Here is a 17,671-nt window from a genome sequence, read left to right on the forward strand (position 1 = left end):
GGCCGCTCAGGCGGCGGCCTGTCGGGTGGCGGCTTCCTGAGCCGCGCTTCGGGCGGATGCCGCGTCATCGGCGGCGAGGGCGGCCGAGGCGATGTCGCGTGCCTGGGCGATGGTGTGCTGGAGCAGGGTGGCGCGCACGTCGGCGAGGGCCGTGGGTGCCATGGACAGGCTCGTGGCGCCGAGGCCCACGAGCACGACGGCGAGCAGGGGATCCGCCGCCGCCTCACCGCAGATGCCCACCGGCTTGCCGTTCGCGCGGCCGGCGTCGCCGACCTCGCGGATCAGGCGCAGCACCGCGGGGTGCCACGGGTCCTGGAACGACGCGACCGAGCCCAGGAGGCGGTCGGCCGCCAGGGTGTACTGCGTGAGGTCGTTGGTGCCGATCGAGGCGAAGTCGGCGTCCACCAGGATGCGGTCGGCCAGCAGCGCCGACGAGGGCACCTCCACCATGACGCCGGCCGTCTTGATCCCGTAGTCGCGCGCGAGGCCGGTGAAGTAGTTCGTCTCCTCGACGGTGGCGATCATCGGCGCCATGACCCAGAGGTCGGCGTCTGTCGCGGCGTCGGCCTGGGCCAGCGCCGTCAGCTGCTCGCGCAGGATGTCCTCGCTCGCGCGAAGCGCGCGGATGCCCCGCAGACCGAGCGCGGGGTTCTCCTCGTGCGCATCGTTGAGGAACGCCAGCGGCTTGTCGGCGCCGGCGTCGAGCACGCGCACGACGACCTTCTTGCCCGGGAACGCGGAGAGGAGCTTCGTGTACGCCTCGCGCTGCTGCTCGACGGTGGGCGCCTGGTTGGAGCTCAGGAACAGGAACTCGGTGCGGAACAGGCCCACGCCCTCGGCGCCGAGCGCCACCGCGTCTGTCGCGCCCTCTGGGTTGCCGAGGTTCGCCAGGAGCGGCAGCGGAGTGCCGTCGGCGAGCGCTCCGTCGGTGATGGGGGCGGATGCCGCGGCCGCACGCGCGTCGGCGCGGTTCTGGGCCCGCTCGAGCTCGGCGGGCGTCGGCTCCGTCGTGACCACGCCGGCCGCCGCGTCGACGATCACCGTCTCGCCCTCACGGAGGCCGGTGGCGTCCACGGCGCCCACGATCGCCACGATCGACTTCTCGCGCGCGAGGATCGCGGTGTGCGAGGTCGGGCCTCCCTCGGTGGTGATGAGGGCGAGGACCTTGTCCAGATCGAGCAGGGCGGTGTCAGCGGGCGCGAGATCCTTCGCGACGAGGACGAACGGATGCCCCGGATCGGGCACACCCGGAGCCGCGACGCCGCGGAGCCGGGCGATGACCCGCTGGGCGACGTCGTCGAGGTCGGCGGCGCGCTCGCCGAGGTAGCCGCCGAGCGCGGTCAGCTGGTCGCGGAACGAGGCGAACGCGTCGAACACCGCGAACTCGCCGGTCTTGCCCTTCTCCAGCCGCGCACCGACCTCGTCGGCGAGCGTGGGGTCCTCGGCCATCATCGCCTGGGCCTCGAGCACCTCCTGCGCAGCGCCGCCTGCCTGCGCGCCGCGGGCCTCGAGCTCACGGGCGACGGCGGCCACGGCATCCGTCACTCGCGCCTTCTCCTCGTCGATGCTCAGCGTGCTCGGCGCGTCCGACGGCGCCGGCGCCGGCTCGGCCATGCGCGCGACGGGTCCCTGGGCGACACCCAGGCCGATTCCCACACCCCGCAGTTCGGTCATCGTTCAGGCCTCCGCGTCGTGGTCGGTGGTGAGGAGCTCGGCGAGCTTGTCGAGCGTGGACTCGGCGCCGTCGCCGTCGGCGGTGAGGGTGACGTAGTCGCCCTGCTCCACGCCGAGCGCGATCACGCCGAGGATGCTGGCCGCGTTGACGGGACTGCCCGCGTCCTTCGCGATGGTGACCGGGATGCCGGCATCCTTCGCCGCCTGCGCGAACAGCTTCGCCGGGCGCGCGTGCAGCCCGTGCGACGATCCGATCCGGACGGTGCGGGAGATGGGTGGCATGGCAGGGCCCTTTCTGGTCGTCGTTCAGGACGTGGCGGTCTGGTCGGGGTCGGCGGAGACGTGCGGCCCGGCCGAGTCGCGCGGTGCGACCGTGTCCGCGGCCGGGAGCGGCCCCCCGGGGCCCCCGGTCGCGGCGCGGACCAGCGCGAGTGTCCGTGTGCCGTCCCGGTCTCCGAAGATGTCGGGCGGCAGCAGCACCACCGTCGTGCCGCGGGCGGCCGCGTCCCGTTCGATACGCGCGAGCGCATGACCGAGGTGCGGACCGACCAGCACGACGTCGGCGGCATCGAGATCGATCGGGAGCGACTGCTCGGTGCCGGCGAAGGCGGAATAGTCGAGTCCCTCTGCATGGGCAGCGTGTCGCACGCGTTGTGCGACGAAGGTGCTCGAGGCACCCGCTCCGCAGACCACCAGGATCCTCATCGATCCGCCTCCTCTTCCCGCCATTCTTGTGAGAACGCTGGGAGGGGACAACCACTGCTTCTTCCGCGGGGGCGGAAACGCCGCGGCGTCGGCGTCGGTTCGGTCCCCGGTCGTCGATCCAGCGAGATGAAACGCGGTGGGCGACCGGACGGCCTTCGCCGCCGGTGTGCGTGGTTGACTGGGGGAGTGACCCGGGCCCGGCAAGATCGCGCGCTCGGACTGCTCCTGCGCGACGGAGAGTGGGTGACGGCGGCCGCGCTCGCCGACGCTCTCGGCGTCACGCCGCGCAGCATCCGCTCGTACGTGACCGCGGCGAACGCGCGCGTCGCTCCCGGCGTCGCCGTGGAATCCGGCCCACAGGGATACCGCGCGGGATCGGATGCCGCGGCCGCCCTGCGCGCCGGCAGCGAGGTGGGCACGCCCCGCGACCGGCTGCACACGCTGGTGCGGACCCTTCTCGACGCCTCCGACGGCATCGACGTGTTCGAGACTGCCGACGCGCTGCACGTCTCACCGGCGACGCTCGACGCCGACCTCGCCCGGGTGCGCGGACTTCTCGGCGGCACGGAGCTCACGCTGGAGCGCTCGGCGTCGCGCGCTCGGCTGCGGGGCACCGAGGGTGCGCAGCGGCGGCTGCTCAGCAAGCTGGCGCACGACGAGATGGATGCCGGCTCCTTCGACCTCGCCGCCCTCCGGCGCACGCTCGGCGAAGGCTCGGTGGGTGCGCGCGCGTTCGGTCCCTTCAAGACCGAGCTGGTCGCGCGCCTGGGAGAGCTCGGCTGGTTCGTCAACGAGTTCGGCATCGCCGACGTGGTGATGCACATCGCGATCGCGGCGGACCGCACCGCCCGAGACCGTCCGCTCGACGCCGTGGGCGCCGACGGTGCAGCGGTCGCCGAACGCCCGACCCAGACTCAGGTGGCGCAGATCCTCGCCGAGCTCACGGAGCGCCACCTCGAGGTGCGGCTCGGCAGCGCCGATCTGCAGCACCTCGCCACCCTGGTGCTGACGCGCGTCGTCGCCCCCGACGAGCCCGCGGGCGCGGCATCCGCCACCGCTCCTTCCAGCCTCGACCCGGCGGTGCACGAAGTCGTGCGCGAGGTCGTGACGGCCGCCGCCGACGAGTTCCTCGTCGACATCGTGCACGAGGACTTCATCGCGCGGCTGGCGCTGCACGTGCAGAACCTGCTGCACCGCGCCCGCGAGCAGGCGTGGTCGCGCAACCCGCTGACGCGGTCGCTCAAGTCGACCTATCCGATGATCTTCGAGGTCGCGGTGTTCATCGCGAGCCGCCTGCAGCAGCGGCTGGGCATCCCGCTGCCCGACGATGAGATCGCCTACATCGCCATGCACGTCGGCGGCCGCCTCGAGCGCAGCCGCCGCGCCGACCAGCTGCTGACCGCCACCATCGTCTGCCCCGGCTACTACGACCTGCACGAGCTGCTGCGCTCGAGCGTCGACCGCTCGCTCGGGCAGGCGATCGAGGTCGTCGGCGTCGAGACGCGCGTCGATCCCGACTGGGGGGCGATCGACACCGACCTCGTGCTCACCACGATCGACCCGCCGGCGACCGGCGACCGGATCGTGCGCATCCAGCCGTTCCTCACCGACACCGATGTCGAGCGGGTGCAGGGCGCGGCAGGACGCATCCGGCGAACCCGGCGGCTCGCGCGCCTGCGCGCCGAGCTCGAGCGGTACTTCGAGCCGTCGGCGTTCGCGCGCGGGCTGGACGACACCGCCGGCGAGGAGGGCGTGATCCGCACGCTGGGCGCGCTCCTGCGCGACCGGGGCGTGATCGATGCCGACTACATCGAGCGCACGATCGAGCGCGAGCGCCTGTCGTCCACGGCGTTCACCGACGCCTTGGCGGTGCCGCACGCGCTCGAGATGACGGCATCCCGCACCGCCATCGCCATCGGCATCGCCGACCCGTCGATCCCGTGGGGCGACGGGCGCGTGCAGGTCGTGGCCCTCGTCGCCTTCTCCGAGACCGACCGCGAAGCGTTCCAGACCGTGTTCGAGCAGTTCGTCGAGGTGTTCAGCGAGCGCGACAGCGTGCAGCGCATCGTGCGCCGCGGCACGGACTTCAACGCCTTCCTCGACGAGCTCGTCGCGGTCATCGACGGCTGAGCTGCGGCATCCGTCAGCCGCGCGCGAGGCGCTCGGTCAGGTCGAGGCGCACTGCCGGCCACTCCGAGGGGAGGATCGAGAAGACCACGGTGTCGCGGAGGGTGCCGTCGGGGCCCAGGCGGTGGTTGCGCAGCACGCCGTCCTGCTTGGCGCCCAGGCGCGCGATCGCCGCGCGGGACTGGCGGTTGTGCCAGTGCGTGCGGAACTCGACCGCGATCGCGTCGCACTGCTCGAACGCGTGGCCGAGCAGCAGCAGCTTCGACGCGGTGTTCACCGCCGTGCGTTGCGCCTCCAGCCCGATCCAGGTGTGGCCGATCTCGACGTGGCGGTTGGCCTGGTCGATGTTGCAGAAGGTGGTCGTGCCGATGACCTTCCCGGTGTCGAGGCGGCGCACCGCCCACGGGTTCATGTGTCCTTCGTCGCGCCACGCCAGTCGCCGGGCGATGTCGGCCGCGATGCCGTCCGCGCGCGGAACCGATGTGTACCAGGTGTGCTCGAGCCCCACGGCGGCGGCAGCCAGGTCGGTCTCGTGGTCGGGGGCGAGCGGTTCGAGGCGGACGTAGGCGTTCTCGAGGGTGACGGGCGAGGTCAGGAGCATGATCCGAGCGTAGAGCGACGGATGCTGCGACCCGCGCCGTCTGGGCAGGCTGCGAAGTACGCGCCCAGCCGGAGAAGCCATGTGCGCGTCCGCGCGTCGTCATACTTCGCAATTGTTCGCCGTCACGGAGCCCCCCTCATCCGACCCGACCTAGGCTCGAACGGTGCGTCCATTCCGGCGCATGCACAGCGAAGAGGACTCGAACGAATGAAGACGAAGAGGCGAGTGATCGCCCCCATCGCACTGGCACTGGCGGCGACCATCGGTCTGGCCGCCTGCGCGCAGGGCGATGCCGCACCCGAGACGTCGGGCGCCGAGGCCACCGGCCAGCTCACCTACGCGATCGCGAGCGACCCGTCGTCGCTCAACCCGATCAACGTCAGCGACCGCTGGGGCCTGACCGTCACGAACATCGTCTACTCGCCGCTCGCGCGGGTCGAGGGCGACGGCACCGTCGTCAACGAGCTGGCCGAGTCGATCGAGCCCGCCGACGACGGACTCTCCGTGACCGTCACGCTGAAGGACGGCCTGAAGTGGTCCGACGGCGAGCCGCTCACGGCCGATGACGTCGTCTTCACCTACACGAACAAGGCGGTCCGCGAGAACGGCAACGCCGACCTGCTGTACGTCGGCGACCAGCCCATCACCGCCGAGGCGACCGACGAGCGCACCGTGGTCTTCCGCCTGCCCAGCGTCAGCGCCGCTGCCCTCAGCAACATCGCGACCGAGACGTACATCATCCCCGAGCACGTCTACGGCGACGTCACCGACTTCTCCGTGACCGAGCTCGACCCGATCGCGGTCGGCTCGGGCCCGTACACGCTCACCGAGTACGAGCGCGGCCAGTACCTGACGTTCGAGGCGAACGAGAACTACTACGGCGAGGCGCCCGAGATCCCCGAGCTCACGCTGCGCATCGTGGCTGACGCCAACACCGTCAAGACGGCGCTGCAGACGGGCGAGGTGGATGCCTCGTTCGCGACGCCCGACCAGATCAGCGAGCTCGAGGGCGCCGGCCTGAACGTGTACCCGTATGCCGAGGGTCGCGTCGCCTACCTGGGTCTGAACGCCGCGAAGCTCACCGACCCGAAGGTGCGCCAGGCGATCTTCTTCGCGCTCGACCGCGAGGAGATCAACACCGGCGCGTTCCTCAGCGAGGACTACTACGAGAACGCCTACACGATCCTTCCGCCGAGCAACGCGTTCGCGACCGAGGACGTCGAGAAGTACGAGCAGGACGCGGATGCCTCGGCAGCCCTCCTCGAAGAGGCCGGCGTCGAGGGCCTCTCGTTCACGCTCGCGTACGCCGGGGCGGACCCCGCGCAGACCACCGAGGCGACCCTCATCCAGCAGCAGCTGAAGGACGCCGGCATCACGGTGGAGCTCGCGGGCATCGAGCCGGCGGCGGTCTTCGAAGAGATCCAGAAGGGCACCGACTCCCAGTACGACGCCTTCCTCGGCGGGTACATCATGGGCCAGGACCCCGACGCGTACAGCCTGCTGTACCGCACCGGCGCCTCGGCGAACTACTTCTCGTACTCGAACCCGGCCACCGACGCGCTGTTCGACCAGGGTGCCGTCGAGCTCGACCCCGACGCCCGCAAGGACATCTACGCCGACCTGCAGGCGCAGATCGCCGAGGACGCGGTGGTCTTCCCGCTCGCCGACAACCTCAAGATCCTCGCCGTGAACCCGCGGATCGGCGGCGTCGAGGACGCCCGCCTCGTCCCGATCTACACGTTCGAGAACTTCGGGCTCCTCACCGAGCAGTGAGTCACCGGCGTCACGGGCACCCGCGCCGGGTGCCCGTGACGTCGTCGTGTGCCCGGGGCGCTGGCTCGCGGCATCCCCGGTCACGCGCCGTGAAAGGAGAACGATGGCGGTCTACATCCTCCGCCGCCTGCTGCAGGTCGTGCCGATGCTGCTGCTCGTGACGTTCATCGTCTTCGCGCTGCTGCACGCCGCGCCGTACGACGTGGTCGACACCATCACGACGCCGCAGATGTCGGAAGAGACCAAGGCCGCCATGCGCGAGCGGTACGGCCTCGACCAGCCCCTCGTGGTGCAGTACGGGCTCTGGCTCGGGAACGTCGTGCGGGGCGACTTCGGCTACTCGCTCGCCAGCCGTCAGCCGATCGCCGAGGAGCTCGCCGCCCGCATCCCCAACACGATCCTGCTCGTGGCTCCGGCGTACGTCGCGGCCCTCGTGCTCGCGATCGTCCTGGGCCTCATCGCCGGCTCGCGCCGCGGCACCGTGATCGACAAGGCGATCGACGGTCTCGCCGGCATCGGCATCGCGACGCCGTCGTTCTGGTTCGCCCTGCTCGTGATCTACGTCTTCGGCTACCAGCTGCGCTGGTTCCCGATCATCGGCATGCACTCGGTGGGCAAGCAGGGAGACCCGGTCGACTTCCTGATGCACTTCGTCATGCCGTTCCTGGTGCTCGTGGTCGCGTTCTTCCCCGAGCTCGCGCGGTACGTGCGCTCGGCGACCATCAACCAGTTCTCACAGGACTACGTGCTCGTGCAGCGCGGATTCGGCGCCTCGCGCCGGCAGGTGCTCACGAGGCATGTCGGCCGCAACGTGATGCTCCCGATCATCACGCAGCTGGGCCTGGCCCTCCCCATCCTCGTCACCGGCGCGATCGTCACCGAGTCGATCTTCGGCTGGCCGGGGATCGGCCCCTACTTCCTCACGGCGACCCGCAGCCTCGACTACCCGGTCGTGCTCGCGGTGCTGCTGCTGTCGGCGGTGCTCGTGATCGTCGGCAACCTCATCGCCGACATCCTGTACGTCGTCGTCGACCCGCGCATCCGGATCGGAGCGGGCTCATGACCACCGCCGACACCACGCCCAACGTCGCCGCAGTGGTCGACGCCACCACGCTCGTGCACCGCACGCGGTCGTTCCGCTCGGTCTCGGCGCTCCTCGCGATCGCATTCCTGGTGATCGTCGGCGCGATCTCGCTGCTCGCGCCGCTTCTTCCCCTCGATCCGACGACCACCGATCTGGCGAGCCGCTGGCAGCCGCCCAGCGCCGCGCACTGGTTCGGCACCGATGAGCTCGGGCGCGACTACTTCTCGCGGGTCGTATACGGCGGGCGCATCTCGCTGACGGTCGGCATCCTCGCGATGGCCGCCGCGACCGCCATCGGCGTCGTGGTCGGCCTGATCGCCGGGTACGCCGGCGGTCGCGTCGACGACGCCCTGATGCGGGTCGTCGACTTCCTGTCGTCGATCCCGTGGATGGTTCTCGTGATCGTCGCGAGCGTGTTCCTCAAGCCCGGGCTCTGGACGATCATCTTCGTGATCGGCGTGTTCTCATGGATGGCGACCGCCCGGCTCGTTCGCGCCGAGACCCTCACACTCCGCGAGCGGGCGTTCGTCCGCTACGCGAAGTACATCGGCGTGCGGCGCGAGCTCGTGATGTGGCGCCACGTGATCCCCGACGCCGCGCCGACGATCATTGTCGCGGCGACCGCGAGCATCTCGACCGCGATCCTCACCGAGTCGGCGCTGAGCTTCCTCGGGCTCGGCATCCAGCCGCCGATGGCGTCGTGGGGGAGCCTCCTCGAGACCGCGCAGGGCAGCCTGCAGAGCGCGCCGTATCTGGCGCTGATCCCGGGTGTGCTGATCCTGCTCACGGTGCTGTCGTTCAACGTGCTCGGCGACGCGCTGCGCCAGTCGGTCAGCGAAGGAGGGGCGTCATGACGGATGCCGCAGCCCACGGCACGCCCGGTGGCCCGGGCTCGGTCGCGGTGAGCGACCTGCTGCTCAGCGTCGACGGTCTCCACGTCGATCTGCCCGGTCGCACCGGCGGACGCGCGCGCGTGCTCCACGACGTGTCGTTCGATGTGCCGCGCGGCCGCGTGGTGGGCATCGTGGGCGAATCCGGATCCGGCAAGACGATGCTGCTGCGGGCGCTCATGGGGATCCTCCCCGACGGGGCTTCGCGCGAATGGCGGCGCGTGCTGCTCGACGGCGAGGACGTCACCGCGACCCTTCCGCAGCGGCGGCTGCCGGCCGCGATGGTCTTCCAGGACCCGATGACCTCGTTCAACCCGCTGGTCCGGATCGGCGGGCACCTCACCGAGGTCGCGCAGCGCTTCCAGAAGGTCGGACGCCGTCAGGCGACGGCGCTCGCGCGCGAAGCGCTCGAGGCTGTGCGGATCCCCGACCCGGAGGGGGTGCTCTCGCGCTACCCGCACGAGCTGTCGGGCGGCATGCGCCAGCGTGCCATGATCGCGATGGCGCTCCTCGCGCGGCCCGAACTGCTGCTCGCCGACGAGCCCACGACGGCACTGGACGCGACCATCCAGGCGCAGATCCTCGCGCTGCTGCGCACGCTCCAGACCGAGCGCTCTCTCACCGTCCTCATCGTCACGCACGACCTCGGCGTGGTCGCGGCCGTCTGCGACGACGTGCTCGTGATGAAGGACGGCCGCATCGTGGAGTCGGGCCCGGTGGATCGCGTGTTCCAGGGGCCGCGGAATCCGTACACGCGGGAGCTGCTGGATGCCGCACCCGACGCCCCGGAGGAGCTCCGGGTCTCCGGCATCGCCGTGGACGCTGAGCACGCCGACGCCACCGAGAACGGAGCGGACGCATGAGCCCCCTTCGACAGGCTCAGGAACCGGGCAGCAAACCCACGGCCGATCTCGTCGAGGTGCGAGGGCTCGTGAAGACCTTCCCTCAGCGCAACGCCTGGGGCCGCACCACGGGCACGACCCGGGCCGTCGACGGCATCGACCTCACGATCCGGCGCGGCGAGACCCTCGCTCTGGTCGGCGAGTCGGGGAGCGGCAAATCCACGCTCGGCCGCTGCATCCTGCAGATGGAGGAGCCCACGAGCGGCACCGTCGCCTATGAGGGCGTCGAGCTGACGTCGCTGCCGCGCAAGCGCCGTGCGCCGTACCACCGCTCCATGCAGGTGATCTTCCAGGACCCGTTCTCGTCGCTGAACCCGCACCGGACGGCGCTCCAGAATGTCATGGAGCCCTTGACCGTCCTCACTTCCGACGCCGATCCGCGCGCGAGGGCGGTCGAGGCTCTCGCCGCGGTCGGGATCGACGGCGATGCCGTGCACCGTCACCCCCGCGCCTTCTCGGGAGGCCAGCGGCAGCGGATCGTGATCGCCCGCGCGATCGCCGTGCGGCCCGGCTTCGTCGTGTGCGACGAGCCGCTGTCTGCGCTCGACATGTCGATCCAGGCCCAGGTCACCGAGCTGCTGCTGCGGCTGCAGCGGGAGCTCTCCCTGACGTACCTGTTCATCTCCCACGACCTCTCGGTCGTGCGCGAGATCGCGAACCGCACGGCGGTGATGAACCGCGGACGGATCGTCGAGCTCGGCCCCACCGCCGAGGTGTTCGCCTCGCCGCAGCACCCGTACACGCGGCATCTCCTCGACGCCGCGCTCACCACGGATCCCGCGCAGGCCCGGCGCCGCCTCGAGCGCATCTCGACCAGGCCCGAGCCGGTCGGGCTCGAGCCCGACGGCACCGCCCTCGCGGAGGTGTCGCCGGGTCATCTCGTGCTCCGCTGACCCGTGGGCCGCGGGCGGTGGCCCAGCTGCCTGGCACAAGGCTGAGTGAGTGAGAGGTCAGGCGTCCTTGGAGTGCATGTCGGCCTCGACCACCGCGGCCGCCGCGCCCGGATCCTTCTCCGCGAGCTGCGCGGCGTGGCGGGCGGCGGCGATCGCCCGCTGACCGGCCGGAAGCCAGACCGCGAGGCCGATGACGACGAACGTCAGCAGGCCCGCGGCGATGAGCAGCACCTCGATCGACACGACGTCGGCGAGGGGACCGAACACGACCATGCCGATCGGCATCGCCACGGCCATCACGATCCCGACGAACCCGAACACGCGCCCCTGACGCTCGGGTTCGACCGTCTCCTGCAGCAGGGTCATCGAGGGCGTCGAGAAGAACGGCACCGCGAGACCGACCAGGAACATGAAGCCGAAGAAGACCCAGACGTTGGGCGACAGGCCGAGGCCGATCGACAGCGCGCCGAACACGAGCGACGAGACCACGATGAGCGCGATCCGGCTGCGCTTCGCGAAGAAGGAGGCCACCAGGATGCCGCCGAGCATCATGCCGATGCTGAAGGCGATCTCGAGCACCGCCAGGTTCACGACATCCTGCGCCTCGCCCGCAGGGAACGAGCGCACAAGCATGAGCGGAGTGAGGTTCGACGGCGCGACGGTCAGCAGGAAGATGATCGCGAACAGGACCAGCAGCCAGCGCACGAACGCGTGGTGCACGATGTACCGCACGCCGTCGGCGAGATCGGCGAAGTAGCCCGTGTGCGCGTCGGCCGCCCGTCGGAGCGTGGCGACCGGGATGAACGCGAGGATGCCGACGTCGATCACGGCGGTCACCACGTCGATGAAGAAGATCGGGATGAGCGAGGCGGCCGTTCCCCCCGACGCAGCCGAGGCCCACGCGTACAGCGCGCCCGCGACGGCCGGCGCGAGAAGCGCCATCGCCGACTGGATCGACCCGTTGATGCCGTTCACCCGGATGAGGTTGCGGGCGGGGACGATCTGGGGGATGAGGGCCGACACCGCCGGCATCTGGATGCCGGCGCCCGCCGAGCGGACCGCCATGGTGGCGAAGAGCAGCCACACGGCGTCGTAGCCGGTCATCATGATGAGCGCGAGCGCCAGGGTCGACAGGGCGATCGCCGCGTCAGCGCCCATGATGAGGTACTTGCGGTTGTGGCGGTCGGCCCACACACCGCCGAAGATCGACACGATCGCCTGCGGGAGGAATCCGAACACCGCCGCCAGGGTCATGATGATCCCGGACTGGTACGTGATCGTGAGGTACCAGAACACGGCGTACTGCACCAGCATCGAGCCGAACAGGCTGACGGTCTGACCGCTCAGGAAGAGGACGACGTTCCTCAGCCAGCCAGGCGGATCCGCGGGCTCAGCCGACCCCGCCGGACCGCCCGTGCCGTCGCCGGCCTCCGACGGCTCTGCGCCGGCCAGGCTCGCGGCCCCGAGCGGAGAGCCCGGGGCCGGGGGCGACGCGTCGGTCTCGGCATCCGTTCGATCTCGTTCGTGCGCGCCGCTCATCTCACTCCTCGTATCCACGCCCCCGTGCGCACCCGCGAACGCCCGATGAAGACGAGGTTCGCGATATATCGCGAAGTGACTCTAACACGGGGGTCCGACGCGCGCAGCGCGTCCGAACCCTACCCGCCGTACTCGGCGAGCAGCGCGCGGGCCCCGTCGGCCAGCGCGCCGATCCTCCCCGCGGCGTCGTCGCGATCGTCCCCGCGCACGTCGAGGTAGAGCTTGAGCTTGGGCTCGGTGCCGCTCGGGCGCACGATCACGCGCGAGCCGTCGGCCAGCCACAGACGCAGCACGTCACCCGGGGGCAGGTCGCCGAAGCCGCCGAGCAGGTCGTCCACGCGCTCCACGGCGACTTCTCCGATGGATTCGGGATGCCGCGCCCGCAGCGCCGACATGATGTCGCTGATCTGCGACACGTCGTCCACGCGCACCGACACCTGGTCGCTGGCGAACGAGCCGAACTGCTGGTCGAACTCCGCCAGGAGGTCGGCGAGCGTCGCGCCCCGCTCACGCGCCTCGGACACCATCCCGAGGATGGCGACCGCCGCCGAGATCCCGTCCTTGTCGCGCACGGTGGCCGGGTTCACCAGGTAGCCGAGGGCCTCCTCGAAGCCGAACACCATCCCCGGTGCGCGCGAGATCCACTTGAATCCGGTGAGCGTCGCGTGGAAGTCGAGGCCGTAGTGCTCGGCGACCGTCTGCAGCCCCGGCGACGACACCAGCGAGCAGGCGAGCGAAGCGCCGGGCGCCGCGCCCTCCGCCGTCGCGAGCCGGGCGGCACGCCAGCCCAGCAGCAGTCCGATCTCGTTGCCGGTCAGCCGTCGCCATCCACCCTCGGCCGAGTCATCGGGCAGCGCCACCGCCAGCCGGTCCGCGTCGGGGTCGTTCGCGATCACGAGGTCGACCCCGGCGTCGCGGGCCGCCTCGAAAGCGAGGTCCATCGCACCCGGTTCCTCCGGGTTCGGGAACGCCACGGTCGGGAACGCGCCGTCGGGCTCGAGCTGTGCGGTGACCGGCACGGGTGCCGGGTAGCCCGCGGCCTCGAGGATGCGCGAGAAGGTCTCCCACCCGACGCCGTGCATCGCGGTGTAGACCCACGTCAGGTCCTGCGCGCCCGCGGGGGCCGGCGCGACAGCAGCGGTCGCGTTCACATACGCGTCGACGACGTCCTCGGTCGCGAGCTCGAAGCCCAGTGACCGCGGAAGCGTGCTGATGTCGCCGGCGTCGGCGACGCGGGTGATGTGCGCGGCGATCTCCGCGTCGGCGGGGGAGACGATCTGGGAGCCGTCGTCGGCGCCGCCGAGGTACACCTTGTACCCGTTGTCGTCGGGCGGGTTGTGGCTGGCGGTCACCATGACGCCGGCCGCCGCGCCGAAGTGCCGCACCGCGAAGGCGAGCACGGGTGTGGGCAGCAGGCGCGGCATCAGGATCGCGCGGAGACCCGCGCCCGCGAAGATCTCGGCGGAGTCGCGCGCGAACACGTCGGAGTTGCGGCGTCCGTCGTACCCGATGACGACGATCGGCGCGTCATCGAGGATCCCCGGCACCTTCGGGCCCTCGGCCTCGAGCGCGTCCGCCGAGGGGGCGTCGGTCAGCTCGGGCGCCGACGGTCCTGAGACAGGGGAGGCGACGGATGCCGCGCCCGCGGCCGCGTCGCCGTCGCGGGCGTCGTCGCCGTCGTGCGTCGAGGCGCCGGGCTCGTTCTCCTCCGCTCCGGGCTCGTTCTCCGCGGCATCCGAGGTATCGGCGGCCTGCGATGCGGGTTCCTGAGTTGGGGCGTCGTCAACGCTCGGCGCGGGCTCGGCGTCCGTGGCCGGCGAGGTCTCCGCGACTTCTCCGGCGAGGGCGGCGCCCTCGGCCGGACTCTCGGACGAGGCATCCGTCGACGCGACCACGACTGCGTCGTCGTCCGCGTCGTGGCGTGCCGACCGGCTCGCGTCGCCCTCCGCGCCCGCCGCGTCGGCGTCCGAGGCCGCCGCGTCGGCGTCCGTGCCGGCCGGGGTCACGGCGTCCGGACCCACCGGCGGCAGTCCGGCCTTCTCACGCACGTACGCCGCGAGGCCCGCCGCCGCCTGGGCGACCAGCACGCGGTTCATCCGGTTGCTGCCGGCGCCGAGAGCGCCGCGCAGTCCGGCCGTGCCGAACGCCAGGCGCGCAGAGAAACGGTCTGCGAGCTGTTCGGCGGCCGCGGCATCCCCCGACTCCGCCGCTTCGATCAGCGCGCGCAGCTCGGTGCGGGTCTCGCCGTCGGGGTCCTGCGCCAGCCAGGCATGGGCCCGGGCGAGCACGTCCGCCGCGGCCTCGTCGCCGGTCGGGACCTTCTCCGGGGCCGGCTCCTGGACCTCAGGGTCCGCCGCCGGGACCTCGCGGCCGTTCACAGCGCCCCGATCACGCGGGCCAGCAGGGACGAGATGACCGGCTCGGCCTCGCGGCCGGCGTCGAGCACCTCCTGGTGGCTGAGGGGGGTCTTCTGGATGCCGGCGGCCATGTTCGTGATGAGCGAGAAGCCGAGGATCTCCATGCCGGCCTGGCGCGCGGCGATCGCCTCGAGCGCGGTCGACATGCCGACGATGTGGCCGCCGAAGGTCTTCACCATCTGGACCTCGGCCGGCGTCTCGTACTGGGGTCCGCGGAACTGGCAGTACACGCCTTCGTCCAGGCTCGGATCGATCGAGCGCGCGAGGTCGCGCAGTCGCATCGAGTACAGGTCGGTGAGGTCGATGAACGTCGCGCCTTCGAGCGGCGTGTCGCCGGTCATGTTGATGTGATCGCTGATCAGCACCGGGCGGCCCGGGGTCCAGGTGTGCTTGATGCCGCCGGCGCCGTTGGTGAGCACCATGGTGCGAACGCCGGCAGCGGCAGCGGTGCGCACGCTGTGCACGACCCGTCGCGGGCCGTGTCCTTCGTAGTAGTGCGTGCGGGCGCCGATGACCAGCACGCGCCGGCCCTTCGGGGTGACGATGCTCCGCAGGGTGCCGACGTGTCCGGTGAGCGCAGGTGCGCTGAAGCCCGTCACGTCGGTGGCGGGGAACGTCGAGGTGGTCTCGCCGAGCAGTTCCGCCGCCTTGCCCCAGCCGCTGCCGAGCGTCAGTGCCACATCGTGGCGCTCGACTCCGGTGATGCGGGCGATGTCCTCCGCGGCGGCGGCGGCGACCGCGAACGGGTCTGCCGTGGGGTCGTCGAGAGGATTGCCGGTGGTGTCAGACATGCCACCACTTTAGGAACCGGCGGGCGGGAGGGCCAGCGAGGCCCGACGAAGGCTCAGCCCGGGTGTGTCGCCCGTGTGTCGTGTCCGCGGCGTCGGGCAGGGAAGAATGGAAGCCATGTCGATCAGCTTCGAGACCACCCAGAGCGTCGCCATCCTCGGCGGCGGACCCGGAGGCTACGAAGCGGCGCTGGCCGCCGCCCAGCTCGGCGCGGAGGTGACCGTCGTCGAGCGCGCGGGTATCGGAGGGTCGGCCGTCATCACCGACGTCGTGCCGTCGAAGTCGCTCATCGCGACCGCCGACGCGGCCGTGGCGATCGCCGGCGCCGGAGACCTCGGGGTGCAGCTGTTCGCGAAGGGCAAGGACGGCAAGCCGCTCAAGCCCGAGATCGCCATCAACCTCACCGCGGTCAACAAGCGCCTGCTGACCCTCGCCCGGCAGCAGTCCGACGACATGCGGGCCTCGCTCGCCGAGGCCGGTGTGCGCATCATCTCGGGCCACGGGCGCCTCGAGGGCGACAACGCCGTCGTGGTCTCGACCGGGCCCGGCGGCACCGACTTCGACCGCATCGAGGCCGACACCCTCGTCGTCTCGACGGGCTCGTCCCCGCGCGAGCTTCCGCACGCCAAGCCCGACGGCGAGCGCATCCTCACGTGGACCCAGCTCTACAACATGACGGCGCTCCCCGAGCACCTCATCGTCGTCGGCTCGGGCGTCACCGGCGCCGAGTTCGCCGGCGCCTACATGAACCTCGGTGCGAAGGTCACGCTGGTCTCGAGCCGCGACCAGGTGCTCCCGGGTGAGGACAAGGATGCCGCCGCAGTCCTCGAGCGCGTCTTCAAGCGGGGCGGCATGAAGCTGCTGTCGAAGTCCCGCGCCGACCGGGTCGAGAACACCGGCGACGGCGTCGTGGTGACCCTCTCCGACGGGCGCACGGTCGAGGGCAGCCACTGCCTCATGGCAGTCGGCTCGATCCCCAACACCGCCGGCATCGGCCTCGAGCAGGCGGGCGTGCAGATGACCGACTCCGGTCACATCCAGGTGAACCGCGTGGCGCGCACGTCGGTGCCCAACATCTACGCAGCCGGCGACTGCACCACCTTCGTGCCGCTGGCGTCCGTCGCCTCGATGCAGGGGCGCACCGCGATCTTCCACGCCCTCGGCGACGTCGTGATCCCGCTCGAGCGCCGCCGCATCACGTCGAACATCTTCACCGCGCCCGAGATCGCCACCGTCGGGTGGCAGGAGACCGACATCGACGACGGCCACATCAACGGCGTCGTGCACAAGATGCCGCTCGCCGCCAACGCCCGGGCCAAGATGATGGGCATCAAGGACGGCTTCGTCAAGATCATCGCCCGCGAGGGCAGCGGCACGGTCATCGGCGGCGTCATCGTCGGCCCGCGCGCTTCCGAGCTCATCTACCCGATCGCGATCGCGGTCGAGCGCCGGCTCACGGTCGACCAGGTCTCCCGCGTGTTCGCGGTGTACCCGTCGCTCTCCGGCAGCATCACCGACGCCGCCCGCGCGATGCACGTCGTCGACCACAACGTCTACGGCGGCTGACCGCCGAGCGATCCCGGATGCCGCGCCCCCGGCATCCGCCGCGATTCTCGTTCGCCCGCGTCCGCGCCCGCTCTCGCTCCCGAGCGCTCTCGCGCCCGCGCGCTCGCCCCGCGCCCGCGCACGCCGCGCCAAGTGCTGTCGAGATACGGTTACTCGGCGAGGAACCGGGTTGTCGGCACCCAGGGCGTGGTTGCTCGCCGAGCAACCGCGATGTCGGCGGGGTGAAGGTGATGTCAGGCGAGGCCGGTGTTCGTGGCCCAGAGCGCTGCGGCCCGGTTCGCGGCCTCGTCCACAAGGGCACGCAGCTCCGGCCGGTCGGGCATCGCGAACGACACGTAGGCTCCGCGTCCGCCCGCGGTCGGTCGGCCGTACGCCTTGACGGCGACCGAGCGGTCGGGCAGCAGACGCACGGTGAGCGACTGCAGCTCGAACTCCTCGCCGCGCCGCACGTCGGTCCAGCGCAGTTCGGTCGGGATCACGACGTTGATCGCGAGCGCCGACACCTCGGGCGCGTCGGATTCGGGGGTGGCCATGCCGCCATCCTGCCGCGTGCGTGCCGAGCCGTCGAGATCGCGGTCACTCGGCGAAGAACCCCGTCGCCGGCGACGAAAGCGCGGTCGCTCGCCGAGAAACCGCGATGTCGGCGAAGAAGGAGCGGGGTAGACGGCGCAGGGATGAACGACGGATGCCTCGGGGCGAGGCATCCGTCAG

Annotated in this window: 15 protein-coding genes; 7 read left to right on the plus strand and 8 right to left on the minus strand. The window is 71.3% G+C overall.

Annotated elements, in window-relative coordinates; translation table 11 throughout:
• Nucleotides 1-6 precede the first annotated feature (6 nt).
• The 3 genes from ptsP to IM767_RS11185 are packed head-to-tail and all read right to left on the minus strand — an operon-like array spanning nucleotide 7 to nucleotide 2,379.
• Entirely contained in the window at nucleotides 7-1,674 is a 1,668-nt protein-coding gene (ptsP, locus tag IM767_RS11175; RefSeq protein ID WP_109209893.1) for a phosphoenolpyruvate--protein phosphotransferase, read from the minus strand.
• Between the two features lie 3 nt (nucleotides 1,675-1,677).
• On the minus strand, nucleotides 1,678-1,956 hold the full coding sequence (locus tag IM767_RS11180; protein ID WP_109209894.1) for an HPr family phosphocarrier protein: 279 nt from the start codon (nucleotides 1,954-1,956) through the stop codon (nucleotides 1,678-1,680).
• A 24-nt stretch (nucleotides 1,957-1,980) separates the two neighbouring features.
• Entirely contained in the window at nucleotides 1,981-2,379 is a 399-nt protein-coding gene (locus IM767_RS11185) for a PTS sugar transporter subunit IIB (protein ID WP_109209895.1), read from the minus strand.
• Nucleotides 2,380-2,565: 186 nt separating this feature from the next.
• On the opposite strand from IM767_RS11185, the gene IM767_RS11190 reads away from it, so the two are divergent.
• On the plus strand, nucleotides 2,566-4,509 hold the full coding sequence (locus IM767_RS11190) for a BglG family transcription antiterminator (protein ID WP_239453254.1): 1,944 nt from the start codon (nucleotides 2,566-2,568) through the stop codon (nucleotides 4,507-4,509).
• Nucleotides 4,510-4,522: 13 nt separating this feature from the next.
• Here the strand turns inward: IM767_RS11190 and IM767_RS11195 are convergent, their stop codons facing one another.
• Nucleotides 4,523-5,107 carry a GNAT family N-acetyltransferase gene (locus IM767_RS11195; RefSeq protein WP_109209897.1) on the minus strand — a complete coding sequence of 195 codons (585 nt, stop codon included), beginning with the start codon at nucleotides 5,105-5,107 and terminating at the stop codon, nucleotides 4,523-4,525.
• Between the two features lie 207 nt (nucleotides 5,108-5,314).
• On the opposite strand from IM767_RS11195, the gene IM767_RS11200 reads away from it, so the two are divergent.
• The 5 genes from IM767_RS11200 to IM767_RS11220 all read left to right on the plus strand — a co-directional run bounded on the left by IM767_RS11200 (nucleotide 5,315) and on the right by IM767_RS11220 (nucleotide 10,649).
• Complete coding sequence (locus tag IM767_RS11200; protein ID WP_109209898.1) at nucleotides 5,315-6,880, plus strand: ABC transporter substrate-binding protein; 1,566 nt, start codon at nucleotides 5,315-5,317, stop codon at nucleotides 6,878-6,880.
• Nucleotides 6,881-6,983: 103 nt separating this feature from the next.
• Nucleotides 6,984-7,943, plus strand: a complete 960-nt coding sequence (locus IM767_RS11205) for an ABC transporter permease (RefSeq protein WP_109209899.1) — start codon at nucleotides 6,984-6,986, stop codon at nucleotides 7,941-7,943.
• Nucleotides 7,940-8,818, plus strand: coding sequence for an ABC transporter permease (locus tag IM767_RS11210; protein WP_198425872.1), 879 nt, complete (start codon nucleotides 7,940-7,942; stop codon nucleotides 8,816-8,818). Before IM767_RS11205 ends, IM767_RS11210 begins: the two co-directional genes overlap by 4 nt.
• Entirely contained in the window at nucleotides 8,815-9,717 is a 903-nt protein-coding gene (locus tag IM767_RS11215) for an ABC transporter ATP-binding protein (protein WP_109209900.1), read from the plus strand. Before IM767_RS11210 ends, IM767_RS11215 begins: the two co-directional genes overlap by 4 nt.
• Complete coding sequence (locus IM767_RS11220) at nucleotides 9,714-10,649, plus strand: ATP-binding cassette domain-containing protein (RefSeq protein WP_109209901.1); 936 nt, start codon at nucleotides 9,714-9,716, stop codon at nucleotides 10,647-10,649. Before IM767_RS11215 ends, IM767_RS11220 begins: the two co-directional genes overlap by 4 nt.
• A 57-nt stretch (nucleotides 10,650-10,706) precedes the next feature.
• Here the strand turns inward: IM767_RS11220 and IM767_RS11225 are convergent, their stop codons facing one another.
• From IM767_RS11225 to IM767_RS11240, 3 genes are all read right to left on the minus strand, one after another.
• Nucleotides 10,707-12,188: an MFS transporter gene (locus IM767_RS11225; protein WP_109209902.1), complete on the minus strand. Its 1,482-nt coding sequence runs from the start codon at nucleotides 12,186-12,188 to the stop codon at nucleotides 10,707-10,709.
• A gap of 119 nt (nucleotides 12,189-12,307) precedes the next feature.
• Nucleotides 12,308-14,476 carry a phospho-sugar mutase gene (locus IM767_RS11230; protein ID WP_239453264.1) on the minus strand — a complete coding sequence of 723 codons (2,169 nt, stop codon included), beginning with the start codon at nucleotides 14,474-14,476 and terminating at the stop codon, nucleotides 12,308-12,310.
• Nucleotides 14,477-14,562: 86 nt separating this feature from the next.
• The gene (locus IM767_RS11240; protein WP_109209903.1) at nucleotides 14,563-15,396 is read right to left on the minus strand and encodes a purine-nucleoside phosphorylase; all 834 of its coding nucleotides are present in this window, start codon (nucleotides 15,394-15,396) and stop codon (nucleotides 14,563-14,565) included.
• Between the two features lie 115 nt (nucleotides 15,397-15,511).
• Between IM767_RS11240 and IM767_RS11245 the strand changes: the two genes are divergently transcribed.
• Nucleotides 15,512-16,960, plus strand: coding sequence for an NAD(P)H-quinone dehydrogenase (locus IM767_RS11245; RefSeq protein ID WP_378764968.1), 1,449 nt, complete (start codon nucleotides 15,512-15,514; stop codon nucleotides 16,958-16,960).
• Between the two features lie 233 nt (nucleotides 16,961-17,193).
• On the opposite strand, the gene IM767_RS11250 is transcribed toward IM767_RS11245, so the two are convergent.
• Nucleotides 17,194-17,493, minus strand: coding sequence for a hypothetical protein (locus tag IM767_RS11250; protein WP_109209905.1), 300 nt, complete (start codon nucleotides 17,491-17,493; stop codon nucleotides 17,194-17,196).
• Nucleotides 17,494-17,671: the final 178 nt, after the last annotated feature.

This window comes from Microbacterium ureisolvens (assembly GCF_015278315.1).
GTDB classification, from domain to species: Bacteria; Actinomycetota; Actinomycetes; order Actinomycetales; family Microbacteriaceae; genus Microbacterium; species Microbacterium ureisolvens.